This is a genomic window from Pantoea sp. X-Soil-YNGN-844, from assembly GCF_059730595.1.
The window spans coordinates 863424-890015 of sequence record NZ_AP036007.1 but is presented as its reverse complement, the minus strand read 5'-3'; the positions used below and the strand labels follow the sequence as shown (position 1 = coordinate 890015).

At 59.0% G+C, this 26592-nt stretch carries 28 protein-coding genes and 1 tRNA gene; 10 read left to right on the top strand and 19 right to left on the bottom strand.

Translation table 11 applies throughout. From position 1 onward, the window contains the following. Window positions 1-171 precede the first annotated feature (171 nt). Window positions 172-2622: an acyl-CoA dehydrogenase FadE gene (fadE, locus tag AC6I8C_RS03910; protein ID WP_497821658.1), complete on the top strand. Its 2451-nt coding sequence runs from the start codon at window positions 172-174 to the stop codon at window positions 2620-2622. 219 nt (window positions 2623-2841) lie between these two features. Here the strand turns inward: fadE and mtnK are convergent, their stop codons facing one another. Continuing rightward, complete coding sequence (gene mtnK, locus AC6I8C_RS03905; protein WP_497821657.1) at window positions 2842-4041, bottom strand: S-methyl-5-thioribose kinase; 1200 nt, start codon at window positions 4039-4041, stop codon at window positions 2842-2844. 121 nt (window positions 4042-4162) lie between these two features. On the opposite strand from mtnK, the gene mtnA reads away from it, so the two are divergent. Further along, entirely contained in the window at window positions 4163-5185 is a 1023-nt protein-coding gene (gene mtnA, locus AC6I8C_RS03900; protein WP_497821656.1) for an S-methyl-5-thioribose-1-phosphate isomerase, read from the top strand. A 54-nt stretch (window positions 5186-5239) separates the two neighbouring features. Here mtnA and AC6I8C_RS03895 read toward each other — a convergent pair whose 3' ends face one another. From AC6I8C_RS03895 to AC6I8C_RS03885, 3 genes are read right to left on the bottom strand one after another with little or no spacing between them, the layout of a single operon-like run. Continuing rightward, on the bottom strand, window positions 5240-5782 hold the full coding sequence (locus AC6I8C_RS03895) for a 1,2-dihydroxy-3-keto-5-methylthiopentene dioxygenase (protein WP_497821655.1): 543 nt from the start codon (window positions 5780-5782) through the stop codon (window positions 5240-5242). Between the two features lies 1 nt (window position 5783). Continuing rightward, window positions 5784-6467 (bottom strand): acireductone synthase, encoded by a 684-nt coding sequence (gene mtnC / locus AC6I8C_RS03890; RefSeq protein WP_497821654.1) that lies wholly within the window; start codon window positions 6465-6467, stop codon window positions 5784-5786. Continuing rightward, window positions 6464-7078 (bottom strand): methylthioribulose 1-phosphate dehydratase, encoded by a 615-nt coding sequence (locus AC6I8C_RS03885; protein WP_010255165.1) that lies wholly within the window; start codon window positions 7076-7078, stop codon window positions 6464-6466. Before AC6I8C_RS03885 ends, mtnC begins: the two co-directional genes overlap by 4 nt. A gap of 296 nt (window positions 7079-7374) precedes the next feature. Between AC6I8C_RS03885 and AC6I8C_RS03880 the strand changes: the two genes are divergently transcribed. Both AC6I8C_RS03880 and AC6I8C_RS03875 read left to right on the top strand, forming a co-directional pair. After that, window positions 7375-8535, top strand: coding sequence for a pyridoxal phosphate-dependent aminotransferase (locus AC6I8C_RS03880; protein WP_497821653.1), 1161 nt, complete (start codon window positions 7375-7377; stop codon window positions 8533-8535). Then, a complete protein-coding gene (locus AC6I8C_RS03875) occupies window positions 8523-9290 on the top strand; it encodes an amidohydrolase (RefSeq protein WP_497821652.1) in 768 nt (255 codons plus the stop codon). Before AC6I8C_RS03880 ends, AC6I8C_RS03875 begins: the two co-directional genes overlap by 13 nt. Window positions 9291-9301: 11 nt before the next feature. On the opposite strand, the gene uraH is transcribed toward AC6I8C_RS03875, so the two are convergent. From uraH to hpxU, 9 genes are all read right to left on the bottom strand, one after another. Then, the gene (gene uraH, locus AC6I8C_RS03870) at window positions 9302-9637 is read right to left on the bottom strand and encodes a hydroxyisourate hydrolase (protein ID WP_061061690.1); all 336 of its coding nucleotides are present in this window, start codon (window positions 9635-9637) and stop codon (window positions 9302-9304) included. After that, window positions 9634-10128 (bottom strand): 2-oxo-4-hydroxy-4-carboxy-5-ureidoimidazoline decarboxylase, encoded by a 495-nt coding sequence (gene uraD / locus AC6I8C_RS03865; RefSeq protein WP_497821651.1) that lies wholly within the window; start codon window positions 10126-10128, stop codon window positions 9634-9636. The genes uraH and uraD overlap by 4 nt, the downstream gene beginning before the upstream one ends. Before the next feature lie 2 nt (window positions 10129-10130). Then, entirely contained in the window at window positions 10131-11384 is a 1254-nt protein-coding gene (gene hpxK / locus AC6I8C_RS03860) for an allantoate amidohydrolase (protein ID WP_497821650.1), read from the bottom strand. Next, window positions 11381-12616: a pyridoxal-phosphate-dependent aminotransferase family protein gene (locus AC6I8C_RS03855; RefSeq protein ID WP_497821649.1), complete on the bottom strand. Its 1236-nt coding sequence runs from the start codon at window positions 12614-12616 to the stop codon at window positions 11381-11383. The genes hpxK and AC6I8C_RS03855 overlap by 4 nt, the downstream gene beginning before the upstream one ends. Before the next feature lie 21 nt (window positions 12617-12637). Then, window positions 12638-13369, bottom strand: a complete 732-nt coding sequence (locus tag AC6I8C_RS03850) for an amino acid ABC transporter ATP-binding protein (protein ID WP_061061686.1) — start codon at window positions 13367-13369, stop codon at window positions 12638-12640. After that, a complete protein-coding gene (locus AC6I8C_RS03845) occupies window positions 13350-14006 on the bottom strand; it encodes an amino acid ABC transporter permease (RefSeq protein ID WP_190285956.1) in 657 nt (218 codons plus the stop codon). Before AC6I8C_RS03845 ends, AC6I8C_RS03850 begins: the two co-directional genes overlap by 20 nt. After that, complete coding sequence (locus AC6I8C_RS03840) at window positions 14006-14674, bottom strand: amino acid ABC transporter permease (protein ID WP_497821648.1); 669 nt, start codon at window positions 14672-14674, stop codon at window positions 14006-14008. The genes AC6I8C_RS03845 and AC6I8C_RS03840 overlap by 1 nt, the downstream gene beginning before the upstream one ends. Window positions 14675-14684: 10 nt before the next feature. Further along, window positions 14685-15470, bottom strand: coding sequence for a transporter substrate-binding domain-containing protein (locus AC6I8C_RS03835; RefSeq protein ID WP_497821647.1), 786 nt, complete (start codon window positions 15468-15470; stop codon window positions 14685-14687). A 191-nt stretch (window positions 15471-15661) separates the two neighbouring features. Beyond that, window positions 15662-16501, bottom strand: a complete 840-nt coding sequence (gene hpxU / locus AC6I8C_RS03830; protein ID WP_315311599.1) for a MurR/RpiR family transcriptional regulator HpxU — start codon at window positions 16499-16501, stop codon at window positions 15662-15664. 138 nt (window positions 16502-16639) lie between these two features. Here hpxU and AC6I8C_RS03825 point away from each other — a divergent pair, with 138 nt between their 5' ends. The 4 genes from AC6I8C_RS03825 to hpxZ are packed head-to-tail and all read left to right on the top strand — an operon-like array spanning window position 16640 to window position 20195. Further along, window positions 16640-18226: a gamma-glutamyltransferase family protein gene (locus AC6I8C_RS03825; RefSeq protein ID WP_497821646.1), complete on the top strand. Its 1587-nt coding sequence runs from the start codon at window positions 16640-16642 to the stop codon at window positions 18224-18226. Window positions 18227-18238: 12 nt separating this feature from the next. Next, complete coding sequence (gene hpxX / locus AC6I8C_RS03820; RefSeq protein ID WP_003852562.1) at window positions 18239-18421, top strand: oxalurate catabolism protein HpxX; 183 nt, start codon at window positions 18239-18241, stop codon at window positions 18419-18421. Next, window positions 18418-19815, top strand: a complete 1398-nt coding sequence (locus AC6I8C_RS03815; RefSeq protein WP_497821645.1) for an AtzE family amidohydrolase — start codon at window positions 18418-18420, stop codon at window positions 19813-19815. The genes hpxX and AC6I8C_RS03815 overlap by 4 nt, the downstream gene beginning before the upstream one ends. Continuing rightward, the gene (gene hpxZ, locus AC6I8C_RS03810) at window positions 19815-20195 is read left to right on the top strand and encodes an oxalurate catabolism protein HpxZ (protein WP_110331408.1); all 381 of its coding nucleotides are present in this window, start codon (window positions 19815-19817) and stop codon (window positions 20193-20195) included. Before AC6I8C_RS03815 ends, hpxZ begins: the two co-directional genes overlap by 1 nt. A gap of 49 nt (window positions 20196-20244) precedes the next feature. Here the strand turns inward: hpxZ and puuE are convergent, their stop codons facing one another. Genes puuE through AC6I8C_RS03795 form a run of 3 tightly spaced genes read right to left on the bottom strand, consistent with a single transcriptional unit; the run spans window position 20245 to window position 22683 of the window. After that, the gene (gene puuE, locus AC6I8C_RS03805) at window positions 20245-21198 is read right to left on the bottom strand and encodes an allantoinase PuuE (protein ID WP_497821644.1); all 954 of its coding nucleotides are present in this window, start codon (window positions 21196-21198) and stop codon (window positions 20245-20247) included. Between the two features lie 34 nt (window positions 21199-21232). After that, window positions 21233-21964 (bottom strand): allantoin racemase, encoded by a 732-nt coding sequence (gene hpxA, locus AC6I8C_RS03800; RefSeq protein ID WP_110331407.1) that lies wholly within the window; start codon window positions 21962-21964, stop codon window positions 21233-21235. Continuing rightward, window positions 21961-22683: a GntR family transcriptional regulator gene (locus tag AC6I8C_RS03795; protein ID WP_110331406.1), complete on the bottom strand. Its 723-nt coding sequence runs from the start codon at window positions 22681-22683 to the stop codon at window positions 21961-21963. Before AC6I8C_RS03795 ends, hpxA begins: the two co-directional genes overlap by 4 nt. A gap of 144 nt (window positions 22684-22827) precedes the next feature. Between AC6I8C_RS03795 and AC6I8C_RS03790 the strand changes: the two genes are divergently transcribed. Further along, window positions 22828-24336, top strand: a complete 1509-nt coding sequence (locus AC6I8C_RS03790; RefSeq protein WP_497821643.1) for an NCS1 family nucleobase:cation symporter-1 — start codon at window positions 22828-22830, stop codon at window positions 24334-24336. 49 nt (window positions 24337-24385) lie between these two features. Here the strand turns inward: AC6I8C_RS03790 and AC6I8C_RS03785 are convergent. After that, window positions 24386-24462 (bottom strand) — tRNA-Asp (locus tag AC6I8C_RS03785). A 134-nt stretch (window positions 24463-24596) separates the two neighbouring features. Beyond that, the gene (gene dnaQ / locus AC6I8C_RS03780) at window positions 24597-25328 is read right to left on the bottom strand and encodes a DNA polymerase III subunit epsilon (protein ID WP_013356870.1); all 732 of its coding nucleotides are present in this window, start codon (window positions 25326-25328) and stop codon (window positions 24597-24599) included. Here dnaQ and rnhA point away from each other — a divergent pair. Next, window positions 25282-25848 (top strand): ribonuclease HI, encoded by a 567-nt coding sequence (rnhA, locus tag AC6I8C_RS03775; RefSeq protein WP_497823306.1) that lies wholly within the window; start codon window positions 25282-25284, stop codon window positions 25846-25848. The genes dnaQ and rnhA overlap by 47 nt on opposite strands. On the opposite strand, the gene AC6I8C_RS03770 is transcribed toward rnhA, so the two are convergent. Continuing rightward, a complete protein-coding gene (locus AC6I8C_RS03770) occupies window positions 25830-26567 on the bottom strand; it encodes a class I SAM-dependent methyltransferase (protein WP_497821642.1) in 738 nt (245 codons plus the stop codon). The two genes, rnhA and AC6I8C_RS03770, sit on opposite strands and share 19 nt — an antisense overlap. Window positions 26568-26592 lie beyond the last annotated feature (25 nt).

Sequence of the window (26592 nt, the reverse complement as noted above, 5' to 3'; positions counted from 1 at the left end):
GCCAGGCAGTGGCGGCGATTATCATTGCCACAGTTGATGCAAAAATGGGCTAAAAACGGTTTTTGTGAGGCAGGTTGTAATTGCGATGTAAACAAATTGATAAATCCCGCCAACTACTCTAAACCTCTCTACACAACAGGTCAGACCTCTTACTTCCTGGAGCGGTTCATCATGATAATTGTTTCAATATTTGCCACGCTGGCGCTGATTGGCGCTCTATTCTATCACCGCCTGTCGTTGCGGCTCAGCAGCGCGATTCTGCTGCTGTGGACTGCTGCGATGGCTTTTGCTCACCTCTGGACGCCATGGTTACTGTTGCCGCTGGCGATCATCCTGCTGCCGTTCAACCTGCCGTCATTGCGCCGCAGCCTGTTTTCAAAGCCGATGTTTCAGCGCTTCCAGCAGGTGATGCCGCCGATGTCACGCACCGAAAAAGAAGCGATCGATGCGGGCACCACCTGGTGGGAAGGCGATCTGTTTCAGGGCAAACCAGACTGGCAGAAGCTGCACAACTATCCGCAGCCGCGCCTGACCGCCGATGAGCAGGCTTTTCTCAATGGTCCGGTTGAAGAAGCATGCCGCATGGCCAACGATTTCCAGATCACCCATGAGCTGGCCGATATGCCGCCGGAACTCTGGGCTTATCTGAAAGAGCATCGTTTCTTCGCGATGATTATCAAAAAAGAGTATGGCGGACTCGATTTCTCAGCCTATGCGCAGGCCTGCGTGCTGCAAAAGCTGTCGGGCGTCTCGGGGATTCTGGCGATTACCGTGGGCGTGCCTAACTCACTGGGTCCGGGCGAACTGCTGCAGCACTACGGCACTGAAGAGCAGAAAAATCACTATTTACCGCGGCTGGCACGCGGCGATGAGATCCCCTGCTTTGCGCTGACCAGCCCGGAAGCGGGTTCAGATGCCGGGGCGATCCCCGATACCGGCGTCGTCTGCATGGGTGAATGGAAGGGTCAGCAGGTGCTGGGCATGCGACTGACCTGGAACAAGCGCTACATTACGCTGGCGCCGATCGCCACCGTGCTGGGCCTGGCGTTTAAACTCTCCGACCCGGAGCATCTGCTCAGCGACAACGAGAATCCTGGCATTACCTGTGCGTTAATCCCAACGAATACCCCCGGCGTGGAGATTGGTCATCGCCACTTCCCGCTTAACGTACCGTTCCAGAACGGCCCGACGCGCGGCAACAATATCTTTGTACCGATTGACTATATTATCGGCGGGCCAGAAATGGCCGGACAGGGCTGGCGGATGCTGGTGGAGTGTCTGTCAGTGGGCCGCGGCATTACGCTGCCTTCGAACTCAACCGGCAGCCTGAAAAGTGTGGCGCTGGCGACAGGTGCGTATGCCCATATCCGCCGTCAGTTCCGGGTTTCAATCGGTAAGATGGAAGGGATTGAAGAGCCGCTGGCGCGCATCGCCGGCAACGCTTACGTGATGGATGCGGCAGCGACGCTGATTACCGCCGGGATTATGCAGGGTGAAAAACCGGCGGTGCTGTCGGCGATTGTGAAATATCACTGCACCCATCGCGGTCAGCGCGCCATTATCGACGCCATGGATATTGCGGGCGGTAAAGGCATCATGCTCGGCAACAGCAACTTCCTGGCCCGTGCCTATCAGGGCGCACCGATCGCTATCACGGTAGAAGGTGCGAACATTCTGACCCGCAGCATGATTATCTTCGGACAGGGCGCGATTCGCTGCCATCCTTATGTGCTGCAGGAGATGGCGGCAGCGGCCAGCAATGATGTTAATGCGTTTGATGGGGCGCTGTTCAGCCATATCGGTTATGTGGGCAGCAGCACTATGCGCAGTCTGTGGCTGGGCTTAACCGCCGGGCGCACCAGCGCCAGTCCGACCCGCGATGGCACCCGCCGTTATTACCAGCACCTGAACCGCATCAGTGCCAACCTGGCGTTGCTCTCTGATGTGTCGATGGCGGTGCTGGGCGGCAGCCTGAAACGTCGCGAACGTATTTCGGCGCGTCTGGGCGATGTACTGAGCCAGATCTATCTCGCCTCCGCGACGCTGAAACGCTATGACGATGAAGGCCGTAACGAAGCCGATCTGCCGCTGGTTCACTGGGGCGTACAGGATGCGCTGCATCAGGCGGAAGTGGCTATCGACGATCTGCTGCGTAACTTCCCGAACCGTCTGGTGGCGGGCGCATTGCGGATGACCATTTTTGCAGGCGGTCATCACTGCCCTGCGCCATCTGACCGTCTGGATCATCAGCTGGCCAAAATGCTGCAACAGCCGTCAGCTACCCGTAGCCGTCTGGGCCGTGGCATGTACCTGACGCCGAGTGAGCACAACCCTGCCGGTCAGCTGGAACAGGCGCTGCAGGATGTGATGGCGGCAGAAGTGATCCATGACAGGCTGTGCAAACAGACGAAGCAGCACCTCTCCTTTACCCGCCTGGACGCGCTGGCTAAGCGTGCGCTGGAGCAGGGCTGGATTGATGCTAAAGAGGCGGATGTGTTACAGCGTGCTGAAGCCAGCCGTCTGCGGTCGATTAACGTCGATGAGTTTGAGCCGGAGGCACTGGCAGTCCCCGTGCCGGAGAAAGCCCCACAGCCTGCGTCACGGGCAAGTGAGGCGGCATAGGATTAGCGTCTGGCCTGCAGCACCGGCTCAGGGAGCATACGCCCTTCGTAAAGACGCAAAAACGCCATCCATGACATGCTCAGCGCGGGCCATCCATGGCCCGCGATGCTTTACTCCAGGCGTATGCTCCCATCGCTTGAAGTTCAGCGCTCTTCATAGGGAGGGCGTATGCTCCCTGAGCCAGTACTGCTTTACAGGCCGACATCACGTCGGCCTTTTTTATCCCGCCTGACGGATGCGGGCAATCAGCGCATCCACATCTTCTACGTGATCGGCGGCCAGAATCAGCGTGCGTCCCAGGTTAATCGCATTACGGATGCAGTCGGTACGCATCGCCGGATCGGTAATCTGCTTCATATCCGCCACGTGAGACATCCCCACCGTGCGGCGAATCAGCTCAGTGCCGCAGTAACCGATAGTATCGGCCCACACTTTACGCAGAAACGCCGCCGCATAGCCTGGATAAGCCAGCGCCTCATCGCGGGTTTTCTCAGCCGCCAGCGCCAGGAAGCCTGACGCAAAGGTCGTCCAGAGAGAGTGAACATCGCTGAGACGCTGCTCGCGTGCATCGGCGGCCTCACGCGGAGGCAGCAGACCCGGCAGGCCGCAGTAGTTAATCAGCAGATTGCCGATAGCAGTGCCAATATCAAACCCGATGGGGCCAAAATAGCCAAATTCTGCATCAATCGCTTTCAGGCTGCCGTCTGCAACGAAAATTGAGCCGCTGTGAATATCGCCATGCAGCAGCGCTTCAGCGTGGGCAAAGAAACGGTGCTTAAGACCGCCCACCGCAATGCGTAACGCATCATCATCACGCAGGCTGGCGACCAGCGGCTCAAGCGCCGCGGGATAGCTGTTGCGCTCATGGTTGGTGTAGGGGTCGTTGAAGAAAAGATCTTCGGTGATTTCACACATTTCCGGATTAATAAAACGCGCCACTTCCGCTTTTTTCTGATGCGGATGCAGGATGAAATCGGAGGTATGGAACAGAGTCTGCGCCAGATAGTCGCCTAGCTGCTGCGCCGCTTCCGGATAATACACGCCCTTCACCAGCTCGCCGCGCCAGATGCGATGGCTGGAAAGATCTTCCATCACCATCACTGCCAGCTCCGCATCATAATGGGTGATCTTCACCGTGTGCTGCGGACAATATTTGTAGTGCTCGACCAGGGTCTGCGCTTCCAGCCGCGCCCGATCCAGCGTCAGCGGCCAGGACTCCCCCACGCAGCGCACATAGGGTAGTGCCTGCTTGACGATAACGCGACTGTTGCCCTGATCGTCATAAATCTTAAATACCAGGTTGAGGTTGCCATCACCAATCTCTTCTGCGCTGCTCAGCGCGGCAGGATTGTCCACGCCGCCAAATTGTCGGGCATAGTCCACAGCATCAGCAGCAGTAAAGGTACGGTATTGCGACATTGCCTGTTCCTCATCATTCGAAGGGGGATAACCTGGTGTAATAAGCCGTTCAGACGTCTATACATCCGTTCAGCATGTTGGCACAATACGCATCATTAACGCAACATGGATTTCACCCACAATGCAGACACTTCAAACCACCAGTTTACAGGTTCGTGACAATCAGCTCTGGATTCTGGATCAGCAGGCGCTACCGCAGCAGAAGAACTGGCTGCACGCGCACAGCGTGCCTCAGCTGATTGAGCATATTCATGCGCTGCGGGTGCGCGGTGCGCCGCTGATCGGCCTCTCCGCTTCGTTGCTGCTGGCGCTGCTGGCAGAACAGGGACTGACGCGCGCTGAACTGGCACAGGCGCTGGAGACGCTGCGCGCCGCCCGCCCTACTGCCGTCAATCTGATGAACAATCTTGACCGGATGAAAGTGGCGCTGGCTCAGCCGGACTTTGTCCCCGCGCTGGTTGAAGAAGCCTGGCGGCTGGTGCAGGAGGATAAGCAACTGTGTGATGCGATTGCTGACGCAGGTTGCACACTCGTAAAACCCAACAGCCAGCTACTGACCCACTGCAATACCGGTGGATTGGCCACCGCTGGCGTGGGTACCGCGCTGGGCGTTATTGCCCGCGCCCATCAGCAGGGGTTGGTTAAGAATGTCTGGGTGGATGAAACCCGCCCGCTGTTACAGGGTGGCCGGTTGACCGCCTGGGAGCTGGGCGAACTGGCGGTTCCTTACACGCTGATCACCGATTCCATGGCCGCCAGCCTGATGGCCCGTGGCGAGGTGGATGCGGTCTGGGTTGGCGCTGACCGCATTGCCGCCAACGGCGATGTCGCGAATAAGATCGGTACCTACAGCCTGGCGGTGCTGGCGCATTATCATCAGATTCCGTTTTACGTAGCGGCTCCGCATACCACGCTGGATCGCAGTTGTCCTGACGGCGCAGCGATTCCTATTGAGCAGCGTGCCGCCAGCGAAGTGACGGGCGTTGCCGGCAGTTTTGGCAGCGTGCAGTGGGCACCGGAAGCGGCGAAGGTTTACAACCCGGCGTTCGATGTCACGCCTGCCGCCCTGATCAGCGGCTGGGTGCTGGATACCGGCGTGGTCACGCCTGACCAGGTACAGAACGGCATTTTCCAGCCGCAGTAACGGTCTGCGAGGCGTCTGCCATAGCGGTAAATGCCTCGCACATCGGCTGACCGATTACGCCAGACGCGGATAGGCATCCGCGATCTTGTCGCCGGTGAAATTCGCCACCCAGCCTTCCTGATTATCGAAAATCCGGATCGCCGTGAAGTGCGGTGATGATCCCATATCAAACCAGTGCGGCGTGCCCGCGGGCACCGAGATCAGATCGTTTTTCTCGCACAGGATCTGCAGGATCTCACCATCCAGATGCAGACAGAACAGCCCCGCCCCCTCGACAAAAAAACGCACCTCATCTTCGCCGTGCGTATGCTCATTAAGAAACTTCTCGCGCAGCACGGTTTTCTGCGGATTGTCGGCACGCATGCTGATCACGTCCCAGCTCTGATAGCCCTTCTCCGCCACCAGCCGATCGATCGCATGCTGATAGGCGTTGATCACCGTTTCGGGATCCGGATTTTCACCCAGATCGCGATCGGCTTCCCAGCGCTCAAAACGGACGCCTTTGGTGCTCAGGCGTTCACGAATCTCTTTCGCGTCGGTGCTGTGCCACACCGGCTGGCTGGCTTCGCGGTCGGTAAAAATAGTCAGTGCGCTCATCCTAAATTGACTCCGGGTTAATCTGGGAAAAATCCGTCACCTGACGATGGCGGCTCTCGTCATCCGCCTCGCCACGCAGTAGTTGCAGCGTCTGCCAGCCCGCCTCAGCGGCGGCATCCAGCTCCTGATGAATATCGGAGAGAAACAGCAGTTGCTCCGCTGGCTGACCAATTTCAGCGGCGATAGTGCGATAGGCTGCGACTTCGCGTTTGGCACCCACGTGCGTATCAAAATAGCCGCTGAAGAGGTCAGTAATATCACCTTCGTCGCTGTAGCCAAATAACAATTTCTGCGCCGCAACCGAGCCGGAGGAATATACATACAGTTCAATGCCCTGCGCCTTCCAGCGGCTCAGTGCTGGCAGGACGTCAGGATAGAGATGGCCGGTAAAACTGCCGTTAACATAGCCATCGCGCCAGATCATGCCCTGCAGCGCTTTCAGGCCGGTTGATTTGCGATCCTGGTCCATAAACCCCAGCAGAATCTCTGTCACGGCATCCAGGTCGGCCTGCGGCTGACCGGCCTCCTCACGTACCGACTGCAGCGCTGCGGCGACCTCGGGCTGATGCGCATTTTCACGCAAAAAACTCGCCAGATGCTGGCGGGCGTAGGGAAACAGGATGTTATGTACAAAACGGATATCGCTGGTGGTGCCTTCGATATCAGTAACAATGGCGCGAATCATGCTCTCTCCAGCAGGCGACGTTGACGTTCACATTCAAATAAAAATTCCAGACCTTCCAGATGACGTCGTGCTTCGCTGACATCCCGGCCCCAGCAGGTTAAGCCGTGACCGCGCAGCAGAAAGCCGTAACGCAGCGGAAAGCGGGCGGCGTAATCTTCAATTTCTGACGCCAGCGCCGCAATGTCCTGGCTGTTGTCGAACACAGGAATGGCGAGCGTATCCAGATGGGTGTGCTGGCCGCTTAATGATTTTTGCATCTCATAGCCGTGCAGCAGCAGCGCCGCGCCCTGCTCCACCCGCGACAGCACCGTCGCATTCACGGTGTGGGTATGCAGCACCGCGCCCGCCTCGGGAAAGAGTCGATAGATCATCGTGTGCAGACCGGTTTCTGCCGACGGCTTACGGCCAGAGAGCGACTGGCTGGTGGCAATATCGACCTCGATAAAGTCATCCCGCGTCAGCGTGCCTTTATCTTTGCCCGATTCACTCAGCAGGCAGACATGTTCATCGCGGCGCACCGACATATTTCCCCCGGTGGCCGGTGCCCAGCCTTTCGCCCCAATCCAGTGACAGGCGGCGACCAGCTGATCTAATGGAAGACTCTGCGACATAAAGGTTCCTTGCGGTGAAAGGTAATACCGGATAAGTACGCGCCACCTACGCGCGGAGCATGACGCATGTAAATGCTAAATGATCCGTGCGTCAGCAAGGCGGCAAGCGCGCTTATCCCGGGGAGCTTACATGAGTAAGTGACTCGGGTAAGCAAGCGCAGCCAACGCCGCTGACGTGCGGAGCATGACGCATTTAGCCGTCTAAGCGTCTTGATTGCCAAATACTACCATCCTGTTTATAGTGGCACAAACACCGGGTGACACCGCATCAATCTTCGCGCTTAAGGCCTGACACCATGACGCAGCACAACCTGATCCCCGAGAGTAAACTCCCTTTGCTCGGCACCACCATTTTCAGCCAGATGAGTGCGCTGGCGCAGCAGCATAACGCTATCAATCTCTCTCAGGGCTTTCCTGATTTTAGCGGCCCGGACTATCTGCAGCAGCGGCTGGCGTATCACGTCAGCCAGGGCGCGAACCAGTATGCGCCGATGACCGGTGCGCTGCCGTTACGTGAGGCGATTGCAGAGAAAACCGCGCGGCTCTATGACTATCGTCCTGATGTCGAAACAGAGATTACGGTGACGGCGGGCGCAACCGAAGCGCTCTATGCGGCGATTACCGCGCTGGTGCGGCCGGGCGATGAGGTGATCTGCTTTGATCCCAGCTACGACAGCTATGCGCCTGCGGTAGAGTTGTCGGGCGGCGTGATGAAACGCATTACGCTGCAGCCGCCCGCTTTCCGGGTGGACTGGCAGGCGTTTGCTGCCCTGCTGAGTGATAAAACCCGGCTGGTGATCCTGAATACGCCGCACAATCCTTCCGCCACCGTCTGGCAGCAGCAGGATTTCGCCGCGCTGTGGCAGGCGATTGCTGCGCGGCCGGTCTATGTGCTGAGCGACGAAGTCTATGAGCACATCTGCTTCGATCAGGCGGGCCACGCCAGCGTGCTGGCACATCCCGAACTGCGCCAGCGCGCTATCGCGGTATCATCGTTTGGTAAGACCTTCCATATGACCGGCTGGAAAGTGGGCTACTGCATTGCCCCTGCCGCGATCAGCGCGGAACTGCGCAAGGTGCATCAGTATCTGACCTTCTCGGTGAATACGCCGGCGCAGCTGGCGATTGCCGATATGCTACGTGAGCATCCGGAGCACTATCTTGAGCTGCCAGCGTTTTATCGCGACCGCCGCGATCGGCTGGCAACGGCGCTGAGCAACAGCCGCTTTAAGGTACTGCCCTGCGAAGGCACCTACTTTTTGCTGGTCGATTACAGCGCCATCTCCGATCTGGATGATGTCAGTTTCTGCCAGTGGCTGACCCGCGAAGTGGGCGTCGCCGCGATTCCCCTGTCGGTGTTCTGCGCCGATGCTTTCCCTCATAAACTGATCCGCCTCTGTTTTGCCAAACAGCCGGCGACATTAGATGCCGCCGCGGAGCGCTTATGTCAGCTTTGAAAATTACCGTTTTACAGGAGACGCTGAGCTGGATGGATGGCGAGGCCAACCTGCGTCATTTTGACGCGCAGCTGGCCGGACTCACCGGACGCGATCTGATTCTGCTGCCGGAGATGTTTACTACCGGCTTTGCGATGGAGGCAGCGAAAAGCTCGCTGCCAGAGGCGCAGGTGGTTGAGTGGCTGCATCACCATGCCCGTCGTACCGATGCCCTGGTCGGCGGCAGCGCGGCGATTCAGACCGATAAGGGCGCGGTCAACCGCTTCCTGCTGGTCGAGCCGGACGGCACGCTGCATCAGTATGACAAGCGTCACCTGTTCCGCATGGCGGATGAACATCACCACTATCAGCCTGGTGAACAGCGTCAGGTTTTTGAGTGGCGCGGCTGGCGCATTCTGCCGCAAATCTGTTACGACCTGCGCTTTCCGGTTTTCTCGCGCAACCGCAATGATTACGATCTGGCGCTCTATGTCGCCAACTGGCCAGCGCCACGTGCGCTGCACTGGCAGGCGCTGCTGTTAGCGCGGGCGATTGAAAATCAGGCTTATGTGGCAGGCTGTAATCGTGTTGGCAGTGACGGTAATCAGCATCACTACAGCGGCGACAGCCAGATTATTTCCCCACAGGGCGAGATCCTCAGCGCGGCCGAGCCGCATCAGCGCGCCCGGCTGGATGCTGAGCTGTCGCTGGACGCGCTGAAGGCCTACCGCGAGCGTTTCCCGGCATGGCAGGATGCGGATCGCTTTTCGCTGTAAACCGCCGACGATTAGCTGCCGCGATAGGTTGACCACGACCAGGGTGAAATCAGAAACGGCAGATGGAAGTGGCTGCCCGCCTCGGCAATGACAAAATCGATCTGGGCGCTGACGTAGAGCGCATCCCGACCGGCAGCGGCAAAATAGTCGCCAATTTCCGCCGTTAAACGGTAATGGCCCGGCGTCAGCGGCTCGGGCGTCAGATCTTTCAGACGACCGTCGCTGTCCGTTTCACCCTGTGAAATCGGAAACCAGCCTTCCGGACTGTTCTGCTCCAGTGAAATCGCCACGCCGCTGGCCGGTTTGCCCAGCGCAGTGTCAAGAATATGAGTCGTCACGGTACTCATTGCATCGTCTCCTTAAGGCGTAACAGGGTAATTTCACGCAGCTGATCCAGCGCCTCCTGCTGCTCGGCAATATCATCATTCTGCAACCGACGCTGCAACTCTGCCAGCATCTGCTCGCCGCTGCGCCCTTTGGCGCGTATCAGAAACACCCGGCCAAAACGTGCTTCATACGCCTGATTAGCCTGCTGCATCGCCCGTTGCAGGGCGTGATCGGCCTGCTGCATCGCGGACTGTTCGCCGCGCGACAATGCGGCTTCTTTATCTGCACCGTTTGCGCGTTCACCGATGCGCGGATGCGCCGACAGTGCGGCCTCCAGTTCAGGCTGCTGCCACTGACGCGCCAGCGCATCGGCAGTAGCCAGTAATGCATCGGTGGTGGCAAAAGGCCGGGCCGCCACCAGCGACTGCTGCCAGTGTGGGATCGCCACACAGTGACGGATGGCTGCCTGCGCCTCCTCAGCCGGTAGCTGATTAAATGCGGCTAATTCCATGTTCAGCTCCGTCCGGCAATCAGCGAGACCGCCTGTAAATAGGCCTGCAGCGCAGGTGCCACATCTTCCACCGCTACAGACTCCGCCGGATGGTGGCTGATACCGCGATGGTTACGCACAAATAACATGCCGACCGGCCAGCGTTCAGCGATGGCGATAGCATCATGTCCGGCACCGCTCGGCAGCGACAGGCTGCGGCCCTGCACCGTTTCAACCGCATGGCTCAGCGCCTGTTGCAGCGCGGAGTCACAGGCGGTGGCACCGATGCGATAATATTCGTTCGACTCGAAGCGAAGTCCACGGCGAAGCGCAATCGCCTCTGCCTGCGTTAACAGGCTGGAGAGCAGCGTCTCCAGCGGATTATCCAGTGGACCGCGCACGTCCAGCGACAGTGAGACCTCGCCAGGGATCACATTGACCGCACCCGGCGCACAGTTAATCGTGCCGACGGTGGCGACCAACTGCGGATCCTGCTCACGGGTCGTCTGCTCGATAAACACCATCCACTCGGCAGCGGCGGCCAGCGCATCTTTGCGATGGGTCATCGGCACCGTGCCCGCATGGCCCGCTTCTCCAGTGAAACGGCAGTTAAGGCGACGCGCGCCGTTGATCGCCGTGACCACGCCCAGCGCCAGATCCTCCTGCTCCAGGCAGGGACCTTGCTCAATGTGCAGCTCAAGATACCCGACGATATCTTCAACCCGCCTCGCAGCCGCATGGATCTGATTACTGTCGAGACCCACATCCGCCATCGCCTGTGCCACGGTGATGCCGTTGCCGTCGGGATGCGTCACCCAGCTTTGCGGCCAGCTGCCAGTAATGCCACGACTGCCGAGCAGCGTAATGCCAAAACGAGTGCCCTCTTCGTCGCCGAAGCCAATCACCTCAATCGCCAGCGGCAGGCGACACTGACGTTCGTTAAGCCACTGCACGGTTTCAATGGCGCTGAGCACGCCCAGCATTCCGTCGTAGCGACCGGCGTTGCGCACCGTATCGAGATGCGAGCCGAGCAGCAGCGCGGGCGCACCGGCTTCTGCTGCCTCGTAGCGCCCACAGATATTGCCAACCGCATCCTGCCACACCCGCATGCCCGCCGCCTGCATCCACTCACCGACGCAGGCGTTGGCGCGCAGATGTTCTGGCGAGAGATAGACGCGGGTCAGCCCCCCGGCCGTTTCGCTGATCGCGGCCAGCGCATCGCAGCGTGCCATCACGCGCTGTGCCGCGACCTGGGCTTCGCTGGCGCTCATCATCATGCCTGGCTCCCGTAGTGATCCCAGGCGGCCTGCGCACCCGCGCCCTGCGGCGTGCGATGGCCGACGTAAGTCAGTACCGTTTCCAGCGCCGACAGGGTCTGCATCACGCAATCTTTGCGCGCGTTGTAGCCCATGGTGCCGATGCGCCAGACCTTGCCATGCAGCGGACCAAATGAGGTGCCAATCTCAATGCCAAAATCTTCCAGCATCAGCTTGCGCACCTGATCGCCATTCACACCTGTAGGTATCATCACGCCCAGCACGTTGTTCATTTTATTTTTCAGGTCGCCGAAGGTCTCCAGCCCCATCCCCTGAATGCCTTTCAGCATCGCTTCACCATGCAGTTTGTGGCGGGCGATGCCGTTATCCAGCCCCTCCTGCAGGATCAGACGGGCGCATTCACGCGCGCCAAACAGCGCACTGGTGGCTTCGGTGTGATGGTTGAGTCGCTCCGGGCCCCAGTAATCCATGATCATGCCGAGATCAAAATAGTTGGAGTAGATCATCTCCTCTTCGCCATCCTGATGCGCTTCGGTGCGGATCCCCTGCTCTACGCATTTGCGTTTGCGGATCACGGCTTCCATCTCTGCGCTCAGGGTGACCGGCGAGGTGCCCGATGGCCCGCCCAGGCATTTCTGCATCCCCGCCGACACCGCATCAAGTCCCCAGGCGTCCGTTTCCAGCGCGTTACCCGCCAGCGACGCGGTCGCATCGGTGTAGAACAGCACGCCATACTGTTTGCAGATTGCGCCCAGCTGCTCCAGTGGTTGCAGCATGGTCGTCGAGGTGTCGCCCTGCACGGTCAGCAACAGACGCGGTCGCACTTTTTTAATCGCATCTTCAATCTGGTCCGGGGTAAAGACTTCGCCCCACGGCACTTCAATGGTGTGCACGTCCGCACGACAGCGGCGGGCAATTTCGCATAGCAGATGACCGAAGCGGCCAAACACCGGTACCAGCACCTTGTCGCCAGGGCGGATAGACGACAGCAGAATCGCTTCGATACCGGCACGTGACGTGCCATCGATCAACAGCGTCCAGCGGTTTTCGGTGCGGAACACGCCGCGATAGAGCGCCATCACTTCGTTCATGTAGTGGGTCATCGCAGGATCGTACTGGCCCAGCAGCTGACTCGACATGGCGCGCAGCACACGGGGATCGGCGTTGATCGGCCCCGGTCCCATCAGCAAACGCTGTGGCGGATTGAGTTGCGGGAATTGTGTTATATCCATCATCATTTCCTTTTCTAAGACTCAGAGACGAACCGAAGAGATAAACTGCTTCAGCTCCGGCGTCTGCGGCTGGGCGAACAGCGTTTTACTGTCGCCCTGCTCCCAGACGCGCCCCTGATGCATAAAGACCACACGATCGCCCACGTCGCGGGCGAAGTTCATTTCATGGGTGACGAGGATCAGCGTCATGCCCTCTGCCGCCAGCTGCTCCAGAACCTTGAGCACTTCGCCCACCAGTTCAGGATCGAGCGCGGAGGTGATCTCATCACAGAGTAAAACTTTCGGCGTCATCGCCAGCGCACGGGCGATCGCCACGCGCTGCTGCTGACCGCCGGAGAGGCTGGCAGGATAGTAGTTAAGGCGTTCGCCCAGTCCGACCTTCTCCAGCATCTGTGCCGCCAGCGCCCGGCACTCGGCCTCGCTTTTCTTCAGCACGCGGCGCGGTGCCAGCATGACGTTCTCCAGCGCCGTCATGTGCGGGAACAGGTTGAAGCTCTGAAACACCATCCCGACCGAGCGGCTGATTTCACGCGCCTGCGAATCGCGGTCGGTAATCGTCATCCCGCCCAGCTTGATGCTGCCCTCCTGATAGCCTTCCAGCCCATTCATGCAGCGCAGCAGCGTGCTTTTACCCGATCCGCTGCGACCGATGATCGAGATCACCTCGCCCATGTCGATATCCAGATCCACGCCTTTCAACACATGGTTGTCGCCGTAATATTTTTGCACCTGATTAATGGTGATGAGCGGCATTGAATTTTTTCTCCAGATACTGGCTGTAGCGAGACAGCGGATAACACATCAGGAAGTAGCCCAGCGCCACCAGCCCAAAGACTTTAAACGGCTGATAGGTGACGTTGTTGAGAATGGTGCCCGCCTTGGTCAGCTCGATGAAGCCGATAATCGACGCCAGCGCGGTGCCCTTGATCACCTGCACGGCGAATCCCACTGTCGGGGCGATACCGATGCGGATCGCCTGCGGTGCCACCACCCGCCACAGCGTCTGACCAAAGGTCAGACCGAGGCAGCGCGACGCTTCCCACTGCCCTTTCGGCAGGGCGCGGATACTGCCGTACCAGATGTCCACCAGAAAGGCGCTGGTGTAGAAGGTCAGCGCCAGCGAGGCGGCGGTCCAGGGGGCGACATCGATCCCAAACAGGCCAACGCCGAAAAATGCCAGGAACAGCTGCATCAGCAGCGGCGTACCCTGAAACAGCGCGGTGTAACCGCGTATCAGGCGCGTCAGCCATTTACGCTGCAGCAGCCGCAGAAACAGCAGCGGCAGCGTCACCAGCGTGCCGCCAACAAAGGCCACCAGCGACAGCAACAGGGTCCAGCGCGCCGCCAGCAGCAGGTTGCGCAGGATGTCCCAGTCGGTAAAGGTCGTCATCATGATGCCTGCACTCCAAACCATTTACGGCCAATCGCCAGCAGCAGATGGCGCATCGCAATCGACAACGCCAGGTAGATCAGCGTGGTCACCAGATAGACCTCAAAACTTAAGAAGGTGCGCGACTGGATCAGGTTGGCGGCGAAGGTCAGCTCCTCATAGGAGACCTGCGACACCACCGACGAGCCCAGCATCACGATGATGCACTGACTCACCAGCGCCGGATAAATGCGCTGCAGCGCGGGCGGCAGCACGACCCGCAGAAACGTCTGGCTGCGGGTTAATCCCAGCACCCGGCCCGCTTCCCACTGCCCTTTGGGTGTTACCTGGATCCCGGCGCGGATGATCTCGGTGCTGTAGGCGCCAAGGTTGATCAGCATCGCCAGCAGCGCCGCCTCGCCAGCGGTGAGTTTCAGCCCCAGCGCAGGCAGACCGAAAACGATAAAGAACAGTTGCACCACAAACGGCGTATTGCGGATCAGCTCGACATAGATGCCCCACAGACGGCTCATCCAGCCCGGTTTGCCGCTGCGCAGCGCGGCGCCCGCAATGCCCAGCGCCACGCCACCCGTCGTCGCCAGCACCGTCAGCTGGATGGTGACCCACAGACCGGAGAGCAGCTCCGGCCAGTAGGGCCACAGGGCGGGAAAGTTAAGTTGCCCGGTCATGAATCCGTCCTCAGGCGCCGAGGTTCGCAGGCAGCGGCGCTTTCAGCCACTCTTCAGAGAGTTTATTCAGCGTGCCGTCCTTAATGCCCTGCTCAATCAGCGCATTCACTTTCGCTTTCAGCGCAGGCTCATCTTTCTTCAGGCCGATATAGCAGGGTGAATCTTTCAGCATGAACTGCGCGACGGGCGCTTTGGCCGGATTCTGGCGCGCAATCGCGGCGACGACCAGGTTGCCGGTCGCGACATACTGCACCTGACCGGAGAGATACGCAGACAACGTGGTGTTGTTATCTTCGTAGCGTTTCACCTGCGCATCTTTCGGGGCGACTTCGCTCAGCACCATATCTTCTACCGCACCGCGCGTGACGCCAATCGACTTGCCGCTCAGCGCCGACGCCGCTTTGATTTCATCGCCCTTCGGACCGAAGACGCCCAGGAAGAACGGCGCATAGGCACGGGTGAAGTCGATCACTTTCTCACGCTCGGCGTTTTTACCCATGCTGGAGATAACCAGATCGACCTTGTCGGTTTGCAGATAAGGCACGCGGTTGGCACTGCTGACCGGCACCAGCTGCAACTTAAGTTTCATCTGCTTCGCCAGATATTTTGCCGTGTCGATATCATATCCCTGCGGCTGCAGGTCCGTGCCGACCGAGCCAAACGGCGGGAAGTCCTGCGGCACGGCCACGCGTATGACGCCGCGCTTCTGGATATCCTGCAGTTGATCGGCCAGCGCGCTGCCCGTTTGTGCCATCAGTAATGCCGCTGTCGCAACCGCCATCAAAACTTTTTTCATTATGCACCCCGGTGAGATTAACGTGAAACAAAAGATTCTTTGACAAGCAATCTGCAACTAATGTGCCAATCCGGGCGGCAACAGAAAAAGGATTAAGCGGCAGAGCGTTCAGTGGAAATCCGGCGTAACCGGGGCAATCACGCCAGGAAAGTGGTGTTCTGAAATGGGGCAAAGCACCAAAACGGTGCCTGTTAACGGTGCTCCAGCTCGTCAAACTGCTGGTAAAGGTCGGCGATCTGATGAATCCGCTGACGTCCCTGTGCCAGCATTTCATGCAGCAGCGCATTGGCGATCAGGTTAACCAGACTCATGGCGGCACTGTAGCTGTCGAAGGCGGAAACGCTGTCGAGCGGCGTACAGAGTTGCCAGCGCGCCAGCGCAATCACCGTCTGCGCCTGCGGCTCACACAGCGCCAGCAGCGGGATGCCAGCCGCCTGCATCTGCTGCATCAGCGGCCGGATGATGCGCGGACGGCGGCGAAACGCCATCACGATTACCATGTCATCCGGCGTGATATCCACCAGCTCCTCGGCCAGCGTCTGTCCCGGCTGCGGCAGAATATGCACCTGCGAACGCGCCTGCACCAGCTGCTGACGCAGATGCAGCGCTACCGGATAAGCGTTGCGCATGCCGATGATAAAGACACGTTTAGCCTGCGCCAGCTGCTGGATAACCTCGTTAAAGTGCCGGGCATCCAGGCTGTTTACCCACTGCGTCAGATTAGCCATCTCCTGCTTGTAATGACGTGCCAGCAGCGTATTGCCCTGCACAGCATCACGGTTATCGGTCAGCGGCATGCCGCTCTGGCGCAGGATGCGAAGCTCATCACGCATATCCTTGTACTTTTCATAGCCCAGACGCTTAAACAGCCGACTGACCGTGGCTTTCGACACGCCACTGAGCCGCGCCAGCTCGGCGCTGTTGTAGCTGATCAGGTCATCGAAGTGGTCAAACACGAAGTCGGCAATACGCTGCTCCTGCGGAGAGAGTTGCGGATAGTGACTTCTGAGTCGTTCATCAAGCTGTTTCATAAGGCGTCCTGTAACTTTTGTTTCAGCAGAAGCTAGCACAATTTACGCCAGGTTAACCGGCGCATTGTCAGCTAAGCATGAAAACTGGAACAGCTCTTGCTTTGTTATGGGTTCTGTCACCCAAAGAACGAGAAAAAGATGATTCAAAGCAATATGGCCCCGCAGGGGATGGCGGTGACGCCACACCATCTGGCGAGTGAAAGTGCGCTCGCGGTGCTGCGCGATGGCGGTAATGCCATTGAAGCGATGGTGGCTGCTGCCGCAACTATCGCCGTAGTCTATCCGCACATGAACGGACTGGGCGGCGATGGTTTCTGGCTGATTCTGCCGCCTGGCGGCGATCCGGTCGCTATCGACGCCAGCGGCGCAGCCGGTTCACTGGCTCACCGCGATTTTTACGCCGATAACCCGAAGATCCCACATCGCGGGCCGAAAGCGGCGCTGACGGTGGCCGGTACGGTCAGCGGCTGGCAGGAGGCACTGACGCTCTCTGCAGAGATGGGCACCCCACCATTGCCGCTGGCCCGTCTGCTGCGGGATGCGATTCGCTACGCCGCCGACGGGATTCCGGTGACCGCCTCACAGACCGCCGCGACCACGAACTTCCTCAGTGAGTTGCAGCATCAGCCCGGCTTTCGTGCCCATTTTATGCCCGACGGCGATGTGCCGCAGCCGGGCAGCCGTTTTACCCAGCCCGCGCTGGCGAACACTCTGAGCCAGCTCACCGAAGAGGGACTCGACAGCTTTTATCGCGGCCCGCTGGCTCACCATATGGCCGACGAGATGGCGACGCTGGGCATGCCGGTGACGCTGGCCGATCTGCAGCAGCATCGCGCCCGTCATATGACACCGCTGCATCTCGCCCACAGCGAAGGCGACATCTGGAATATCGCCCCGCCGACCCAGGGCATGGTGTCGCTGGCGATCCTCGGCATCACCGATCGTCTGGAGATGGCGGAGGCTGACGACGCGCAGACGGTGCACCGCATCGTGGAGGCCACCAAGAAAGCCTTTGCGCTGCGCGACAAACACATCACCGATCCGCGTCACGTCACCGAAGATGTGCAGGCGCTGCTGGATAGCGATCACCTTGATACGCTCGCCAGCCAGATCGTCGATGGCGAGGCCGCAGCGTGGGGCAACGGGCGCGGGCCGGGTGATACGGTCTGGATGGGCGTAATGGACAGCAGCGGCCTGGCCGTCTCCTTCATCCAGAGCATCTATCACGAGTTTGGCAGCGGCGTGGTGCTGCCCGGCACCGGCATTACTTGGCAGAATCGGGGCGCTGCATTCAGCCTGGACCCTGACCATTTGCTGGCGCTGGCACCCGGCAGGCAGCCGTTTCATACCCTGAATCCCGCCGCTGCAAGGCTGAAAGATGGCCGTACGATGGTCTATGGCGCGATGGGCGGCGATGGGCAGCCGCAGACGCAGGCCGCGATTTTTACCCGCCATGTGATTCAGGGCCTGCCGTTACAGCAGGCGGTCAGTGCACCGCGCTGGCTGCTGGGCCGGACCTGGGGGCAATCGTCCGACTCGCTGAAACTGGAAGGCCGCTTTGACGACGAAACGATATTGATGCTGCGCCTGTGGGGACATGAGGTGGAACGGCTGCCGGACTTCAGCGAATCCGTAGGTCATGCGGGCGCAATTGTGCGTCACAGCAACGGCATGTTTGAGGGCGCAAGCGACCCACGCAGTAACGGCAGCGCCGCCGGTTTTTAACAGGAGCGAATCATGAATCAACACGACTGGGCCAGCTACATCGGCCATATGGAGCAGATCCTGCAACTGGAACTGGATGACGCCCGCCGCGCTGAACTGCTGATCCAGCTTTCACGAATTGCGGAGATGGCTGCGCCGCTGATGGCGTTTCCGCTGGATGACCGGCTGGAAGTCGCAGGAGTATATCAGGCATGAGATTAGGTGATGTTTCAATTCAGACGCTGCAACGGGCGATCCAGCAGAGTGAGATCAGCGCACTGGAGGTGGCGAAGCACACGCTGCAGGCGGTTGAGCAGCACAATCCGGCGCTGAATGCCTGGACGGAGGTCACCGGGCCGCGCATGTTAAAAGAGGCCAGCGCCATTGATGCACAGCGGCAGCGCGGCGAAACGCTGCCACCGCTGGCGGGCATTCCTTATGCGGTGAAAAATCTGTTTGATGTGGCGGGTCACAGCACGCTGGCCGGTGCCAGCCTGTTCCGCGATCGCCCAGCGGCACAGGCAGATGCGTTTGCCGTTGATAAACTGCGTCACGCTGGCGCGCTGCTGTCAGGTATGCTGAACATGGATGCCTATGCTTACGGTTTTACCACCGAGAACAGCCACTATGGTGCGACACATAACCCGCGCGATCTCAGCCGCGTGGCGGGCGGCTCATCTGGGGGTTCGGCCGCCGCGGTAGCCGCCGGGCTGGTTCACTTTTCACTTGGCACCGACACCAACGGTTCGATTCGGGTGCCCGCGTCGCTGTGCGGTATTTTTGGTCTTAAGCCCACTTTTGGCCGTCTGTCACGCAGCGGCAGCCATCCGTTTGTCGCCAGCCTTGACCACATCGGTCCACTGGCACGGCGGGTTGAAGACCTGGCTGTGGTGTATGACCTGTTACAGGGCGCAGACCCCGCCGATGCGTTTCAGGCCGATCATCCGGTGGCCGCGACGCTGCCGGGGCTGTCACAGGGCAGCGAAGGCTTACGCTGCGGCGTGCTGGGCGGCTTTTTTGCCCGCTGGTGTGATGAGGATTCCCGCGCTGCCGTCGCGGTGGTTGCGGCAGCGCTTGAAGCCCAGGAAGAGGTGCTGATGCCGGAGGCGGAGCTGGCCCGCTCAGCGGCGTTTATCATGACTGCCGCAGAGGGTGGCAATCACTATCTGCCCGCCCTGCGCCAGATGCCGGAGCAGTTTGAACCGAACTCCCGCGAGCGTCTGCTGGCGGGTGCCATGATGCCAGGCGCCTGGTATGTGCAGGCGCAGCGCTTCCGTCGTCATTTCCAGCAGCAGGTGTTACCGCTGTTTGATCATTTCGATGTACTGATCGCCCCGGCAACTCCCTGCAGCGCAATCACGATCGGCCAGCAGACGCTGTCGATTCAGGGTGAATCGCTGCCCGCTAAAGCGAGCATGGGGATGCTGACGCAGCCAATCTCCTTCCTGGGATTACCGGTCTGTACCGTGCCGCTGGCGACCCGGAGCGGCCTGCCGATTGGCTTACAGCTTATCGCCCGTCCGTTTAACGAAGAGGCAGTGCTACGCGCCGCCTGGTCACTGGAACACCAGGGCATTACGATACCGCAAATGAATATGGCAGGAGTGTGATGAACAGAGAGATTAATTTACCGCAGGTGCTCAGCGAGGTGACGGCGCAGTTTTATCGCTACGAGCAGGCGCTGGTCAGCAATGATGTGGACGAACTGGACGCGCTGTTCTGGCACGACCCGCGAACCGTGCGCCTTGGCGCGGGTGAGAATCTGTATGGCATTGATGAGATTCGGGCCTTCCGTGCCGCGCGCCCTTCAGCCGGGCTGGACCGGACGCTGCGCAACACCGTGATTACCACCTTTGGTGAGGATTATGCAGTCTGCAGCACTGAATTTACCCGCACCGGCAGTGATAAAATTGGCCGCCAGCAGCAGACCTGGGTGCGCATGCCCCACGGCTGGTGCATCGTGGCGGCGCAGGTCAGTCTGATGAGCTGACGGCTTCCGGCGCTTCGCCCGATCAATAGAGGCAAGCGCCGGAACCAGCTTACGGTGCCGGATGCGTTTTGATCCAGTGGTCAGCAATCTGCTGACGGGTGCAAATCCAGACGTCATCGTGCTGCTGAATGTGATCAAGGAAGTTCTGCAGCGCGCGGAATTTGCCCGGACGCCCCAGCAGACGGCAATGCATGCCGATCGACATCATCTTCGGAGCCGTTTCCCCCTCTTCATACAGCACATCGAAGGTATCCCGCAGATAGGTGAAGAACTGTTCGGCAGTGTTAAATCCCTGCGGCGAAGCAAAGCGCATGTCGTTGCATTCCAGGGTGTAAGGAATAATCAGGTGCGGTTTCACCGTGCCATCCTGACAGGTGACCTGGGTCCAGAACGGCAGGTCGTCGCCATAATAGTCACTGTCATAGCTGAAGCCGCCCTGCTCCACCACCAGCCGACGGGTATTCGGGCTGTCGCGGCCGGTGTACCAGCCGGTCGGTGCTTTACCAAACAGATCCACCAGCACATCAACCGCCTGCTGCATATGCTGACGTTCAGTTTTTGCATCCATGCCCTGATAGTGGATCCAGCGCCAGCCGTGGCTGACCACATCGTAGTCCGCCTGTTTAATCGCCTCGACGACTTCCGGGTGACGCGCCAGCGCCATCGCCACGCCAAACACGGTTAGCGGCAGACCGCGCTTCTGAAACTCATTGTGAATGCGCCAGAAACCGGCGCGAGAGCCATATTCATACAGCGACTCCATCGACATGTGACGATCGGCATAGCTCGCTGCACCGATGATGTCGGAGAGGAACTGCTCTGAGCCCGCATCGCCATGCAGCACGCTGTTTTCTGCGCCCTCTTCATAGTTCAGAACAAACTGCACCGCCACACGGGCGTTGTTGGGCCAGGCGGCGTGCGGCGGATTAGCGCCATAACCGATTAAATCGCGCGGATAGTTTTTGTTAAAGCTGTACTCTTTCTTCTCTGCAGCGTCAGTCATCACTCGCTTCCTGTCTTAAATCGGGAAAGTTCCGTTAGTTTAGATGCTGAAACGCACCTGAGAGAGGTTTCTGCAAAGGCCAGGCCAGATCGCCATGTTTGCTGGTGCCAAAGCCCAGCGCCACCAGCGACTCCACCATTTTCACCGCCGCGCTGACGCCGTCGATCACCGGCAGGCCCAGTTCCTGGGTCAGCGAAGCAGCCAGCGTGGCCATTCCGCCACAGCCCAGCACAATCGCCCCGCTGCCATCTTCCCGTTTCGCCTGAATACAGCGTTCCCGCACTTTCTCCTGCGCCAGGCCGCTGCCATCTTCCAGCGCCAGTACCGGCAGATCGATGGCGTGCAGCGCGGCACAGTGATGGGTAAAGCCATACTGCTGCAGCAGATGACGCGCAATCACCAGGGTGCGTGGCAGCGTGGTAACAATGGAGAAACGCGTCGCCAGAAGCGTGGCAGTATGCATCGCCGCTTCCGCAATACCGATCACCGGTCCGCTGGCCAGCTCGCGTGCCGCCAGCAGACCCGGATCGCCAAAGCAGGCGATGACATGGCCGCTGACGCCCTGCTCCCTGCCGAGTTTGATCTGCTCCAGCACGCCGATGGCGGCGATCGCTTCATCGAAGTGGCCTTCAATGGAGGGCACGCCCTGCGACGGTGAGACCGCCAGAATTTCGGTGCCTGGCGCGGCGACCGCACGGGCGGCCTGGCCGATGGTTTCAGTCATCGCCAGGCTGGTGTTGGGGTTAATGACCTGAATCACGCTCATGAGGCAACTCCAGAGCCTGCAGCAAACAGTCGGGAGAAATCAGGCAGGGTTTCCCCGCTGCGCTCAAAATGCAGACTGGAAACGATATGCTCAAAGTGATGCTGTAGCGCCTGCGTCAGCGGTTCCAGCGCACGCGCGCGCAGTAACTTCAGCAGATTCGCGTGATCGTCACAACGGCAGCCGCGCTGCCACGGCGCGCCATAAGCGGCAATCACCAGCGATGAGCGCTGCGTCAGGCTGGTCACCATGCCGGTGAGCACCTGATTGCCGGAGATCGCCTGCAGCTGGATATGAAATGCCGCTGAGAGCCGGATCGCTGCCGGACCATCCTGATCGGCAAGGGCCTGGTTCTCCTGCGCGATGAGCTGCTCCAGCGCCACCAGATGAGGCGGCTGCAGATGCGCCAGTACCGCAGGCAGATTGGCGCACTCCATTAAACTGCGGGTGGAGAAGATGTCCCGCGCCTCTTCAACACCGGGTGTCGCCACCTGCGCACCACGTTTGGGCGTCAGCGTCACCATCTGCACCGCCGCGAGGCGCTGCAGCACTTTGCGGATGCCGGTGCGGCTCACGCCAAAGACCCCGGAAAGGGCCTCTTCCGGCAATTTACTGCCCGGCGGCAGCTGATGCTCAACAATGGCGTTCATTAGCGCCTGGTAGATCCCTTCATCCTTATCCTGCAGCCTGGTGGCGTCTCGCTGGCCTGTTTTACTCGTCATTACCTGCTCCGGTCGCTCGCTGTATGCCACATATCGTATACGTTAAAATTAAATATTGTATACAAGAAAAGAGATCTGGCCTGAATCCTGCAATACCGTTTTACCAGATTATTCATTTCACTCTCGGGTAAAGGAGCAGGTTTCATGCCAAATCAATCAACGGTGGCCAGCACGGCCTCTGAAGCCAGTGCCCGTTACAGCCCACGGCTCTGTAACGACGACCTGGCACCGACACGCGATCAGAACTGGTCGTGGTACAACATTTTTTCCTTCTGGATGTCCGATGTGCACAGCATGGGTGGCTATGTGGTGGCCGCCAGCTTCTTCACGCTGGGATTAGCCAGCTGGCAGGTGCTGCTCTGTCTGCTGGCCGGGATCTGCATCGTGCAGATCTGCGCGAATCTGGTGGCGAAACCGAGCCAGATGGCGGGCGTACCTTATGCGGTGATTTGCCGCCAGGCGTTTGGCGTGTTTGGCGCCAATATTCCGGCAGTGATCCGCGGGCTGATCGCGTTCGCGTGGTATGGCATCCAGACTTATCTGGCGGCGAACGCCCTGATGCTGGTGTTGCTGAAGTTCGCGCCGTCGCTGACGTCAATGACCGTGCCGCACTGGCTGGGCCTGTCGCTGCTGGGCTGGTGCTGCTTTGGCATTATGTGGTTACTGCAGGCGATGGTGTTCTGGCACGGCATGAACGCGATTAAACGCTTTATCGACGTTGCAGGTCCGGCCGTCTATGTGGTGATGGTGGCACTGGCGGGCTGGATTGTATACAAGACCGGTTTCGATGGGATCTCCTTTACCCTTGCCAGCAAATCACTGACCGCAGGTGAGCAGACGTGGCAGATGATTACAGCCACGGCGCTGGTGGTCTCCTACTTCTCCGGTCCATTGCTGAACTTCGGTGACTTTTCACGCTACGGCAAAAACATGTCCGAGATCCGTCGCGGCAACCGCTGGGGCCTGCCCTTCAACTTCCTGCTGTTCTCTGTGGTGACGGTGGTGATTGTGTCAGGCACCCAGTCGCTGTTTGGCAAAATGATTACCGATCCCATCGAAACCGTGAGCATGGTCGGCAACGATCTGGCGGTGGCGATTGGCCTGCTGACCATGATTACTGCCACCATCGGCATCAATATCGTGGCGAACTTCGTTTCACCTGCTTTTGACTTCTCCAACTGTTCACCGCAGAAAATCAGCTTCCGCACCGGCGGGATGATTGCCGCCGTGGGTTCGGTGCTGTTAACGCCGTGGAACCTGTTCCAGTCACCCGAGCTGATTCACTACACGCTGGATGTGCTGGGATCGTTCATCGGACCACTGTTCGGCATTCTGCTGACCGATTTCTACCTGATCAAACGTGGACGCATCTCGGTCGATGACCTGTTTAACGATACGCCAGCAGGCCGTTACTGGTATCGCGGTGGCTTTAACCCCAAAGCGATTGGCGCGCTGCTGCCGTCGGTAGCGATTTGCCTGGTGATTAGCTTTATCCCTTCCCTGCATCAGGTGGCGAACTTTAGCTGGTTTATTGGTGCCGGCCTGGCGGCAGGCTGCTATCGCTTTATCGCCCGTGAAGATCGCGAGACGGAGGATGTGACCCGCTGGCATAGCGAGGGAATGGCGCAGAAGAAGCAAGCCGCCGCTGAATAGCAGACAGCAAAAAGCCGATTCATTTCTGAATCGGCTTTTTTAAAGAGATTGGCGGAACGGACGGGGCTCGAACCCGCGACCCCCTGCGTGACAGGCAGGTATTCTAACCAACTGAACTACCGCTCCGCGCTTTGTTCCCCGTCGGGAACGAGGCGCATAGTAATGGCAGGCCGTTACGGCGTCAACGCTTTTTCCAGGTGAATGAATCGTTTGCTGTTTTTTTCAGCTTGGCGTTGATTTTATCCACAAAAACAGGCCCTTCAGCCGCGCCACAGGCAGCTGCCGCCTTTTTTCATGACCAGATCCAGACGGGACTCATGAGCAACCACCTCTTCTTCGCTGGCCGTCACCACACGCAGTGCAGAAGCGGGACGCACGATGCGCTGGATGCTCTCTCCCTGAGCCTGTCGGGCGCTTTCACTCTCCGATAAAAAGGAGAGAGAGGTCTGCCCGCCGGTCATGGTCAGGAACACTTCTGCCAGAATCTCGGCATCGAGCAGTGCGCCGTGCAGGGTTCGTTTGGTGTTGTCTATTTCGTAACGTGAGCAGAGCGCATCAAGGCTGTTACGCTTGCCGGGAAACATTCGACGCGCCAGTGCCAGGCTGTCGGTAATTTTGCAGAAGGTTTCGGTTTTCTCAATGCCGCGATTCAGCTTTGAAAACTCGTAATCCATAAAGCCGATATCAAACGGCGCGTTATGGATGACTAATTCGGCACCGCGAATGTAGTCGAGAAACTCATCGGCGATTTCGCTGAAGGCGGGCTTGTCGGCCAGAAACTCATCGGCAATGCCGTGGACGCCAAAAGCTTCGGGATCGACCAGCCGATCGGGCTTGAGATACATATGGAAATTGTTACCGGTCAGGCGACGGTTAATCACCTCTACCGCACCAATCTCAATGATGCGGTGCCCCTCATAATGTACCCCGATCATGTTCATGCCGGTGGTTTCAGTATCGAGAACGATCTGGCGGTTATTTGCAGTGCTCATAAGACCCGTTTTATGTCAGACTTGGCGTTTTTTAAGAGGAAGTCTACCAGAGATGCGCAAACAGGTAGAGATATTCACCGATGGATCCTGTCTTGGAAATCCCGGTCCCGGCGGTTACGGAGCGATTTTACGTTACGGTCAGCATGAGAAAACCTTCAGCGCGGGCTATTACCTTACCACTAACAACCGGATGGAGCTGATGGCGGCGATTGTCTCGCTTGAGGCGCTGACCCAGCCGTGCGATGTGGTTCTCAGCACCGACAGTCAGTATGTGCGTCAGGGTATTACCAGCTGGATCCACAACTGGAAAAAGCGTGGCTGGAAAACCGCCGATAAAAAGCCGGTGAAGAATGTCGATCTCTGGCAGCGTCTCGACTTAGCCCTCAGCACCCATAAGATTCAGTGGGAGTGGGTTAAAGGACATGCCGGCCACCCGGAAAACGAGCGCTGCGACGTGCTGGCCCGCAGCGCGGCGGAAAACCCTGCCTTTGAGGATATTGGTTATAAAGCCGAGTCCTGATCCTCTGCCTTGCGAAACTGACGCGTGGCATTGACCGTCTGGCGGATCTTGCTGGTGCTCAGGCTCTTCTTTGCCCGGGTCGGCAGCAGCGGGAAGGTTCGCTTGCGCGCCACCACAATATTCAGACACCCCAGCGCCGGTAAGTGGGCGCTGATCAGTTTTCCGCCCTGCCGGTGCCACGGCAGCACCTGAAATCGGGTGCGGTAGACCACCTCATAATTCAGTAGTCCCAACCAGTCGAGCAATCGCATCTGGCTGAACATCCTCCCGCTCCAGGGTGCTTTGCGGGTTAATCCCGGTACCATTTTACTCACACCAAGCAGGCTGAAGGGATTGAAGCCGCTGATGATCATCCAGCCATCATCGATTAACACCCTGTCCACTTCGCGTAGCACCCGGTGAGGATCCTGACTCCAGGCGAGCGTATGGGCCAGCAGACAGGCATCAATCGACTTCGACTCAAACGGCAACTGCATCGGGTCAGCCCGCACCTGTAACAGCTCGCCTTCACTGCCCACATTGACCTGATGTGAAATAGCACAGTTTTCGGTGTTGATTTCTGCGCTGAGGTTGCCAAGCTTAAGCATATGAAAGCCATAAAGCTTTCCAAGGTAAGGCTGAAGCTGCTGCGTTAGCGCCTCGCGGAAATAATCTCCCCACGGCATATTGCGCCAGGACAGCGGTGCGTTCAGAACCTGGCGTGATTTAGCGGGCTTCATGCTTTACGCTCTTCCTTTTCCTACG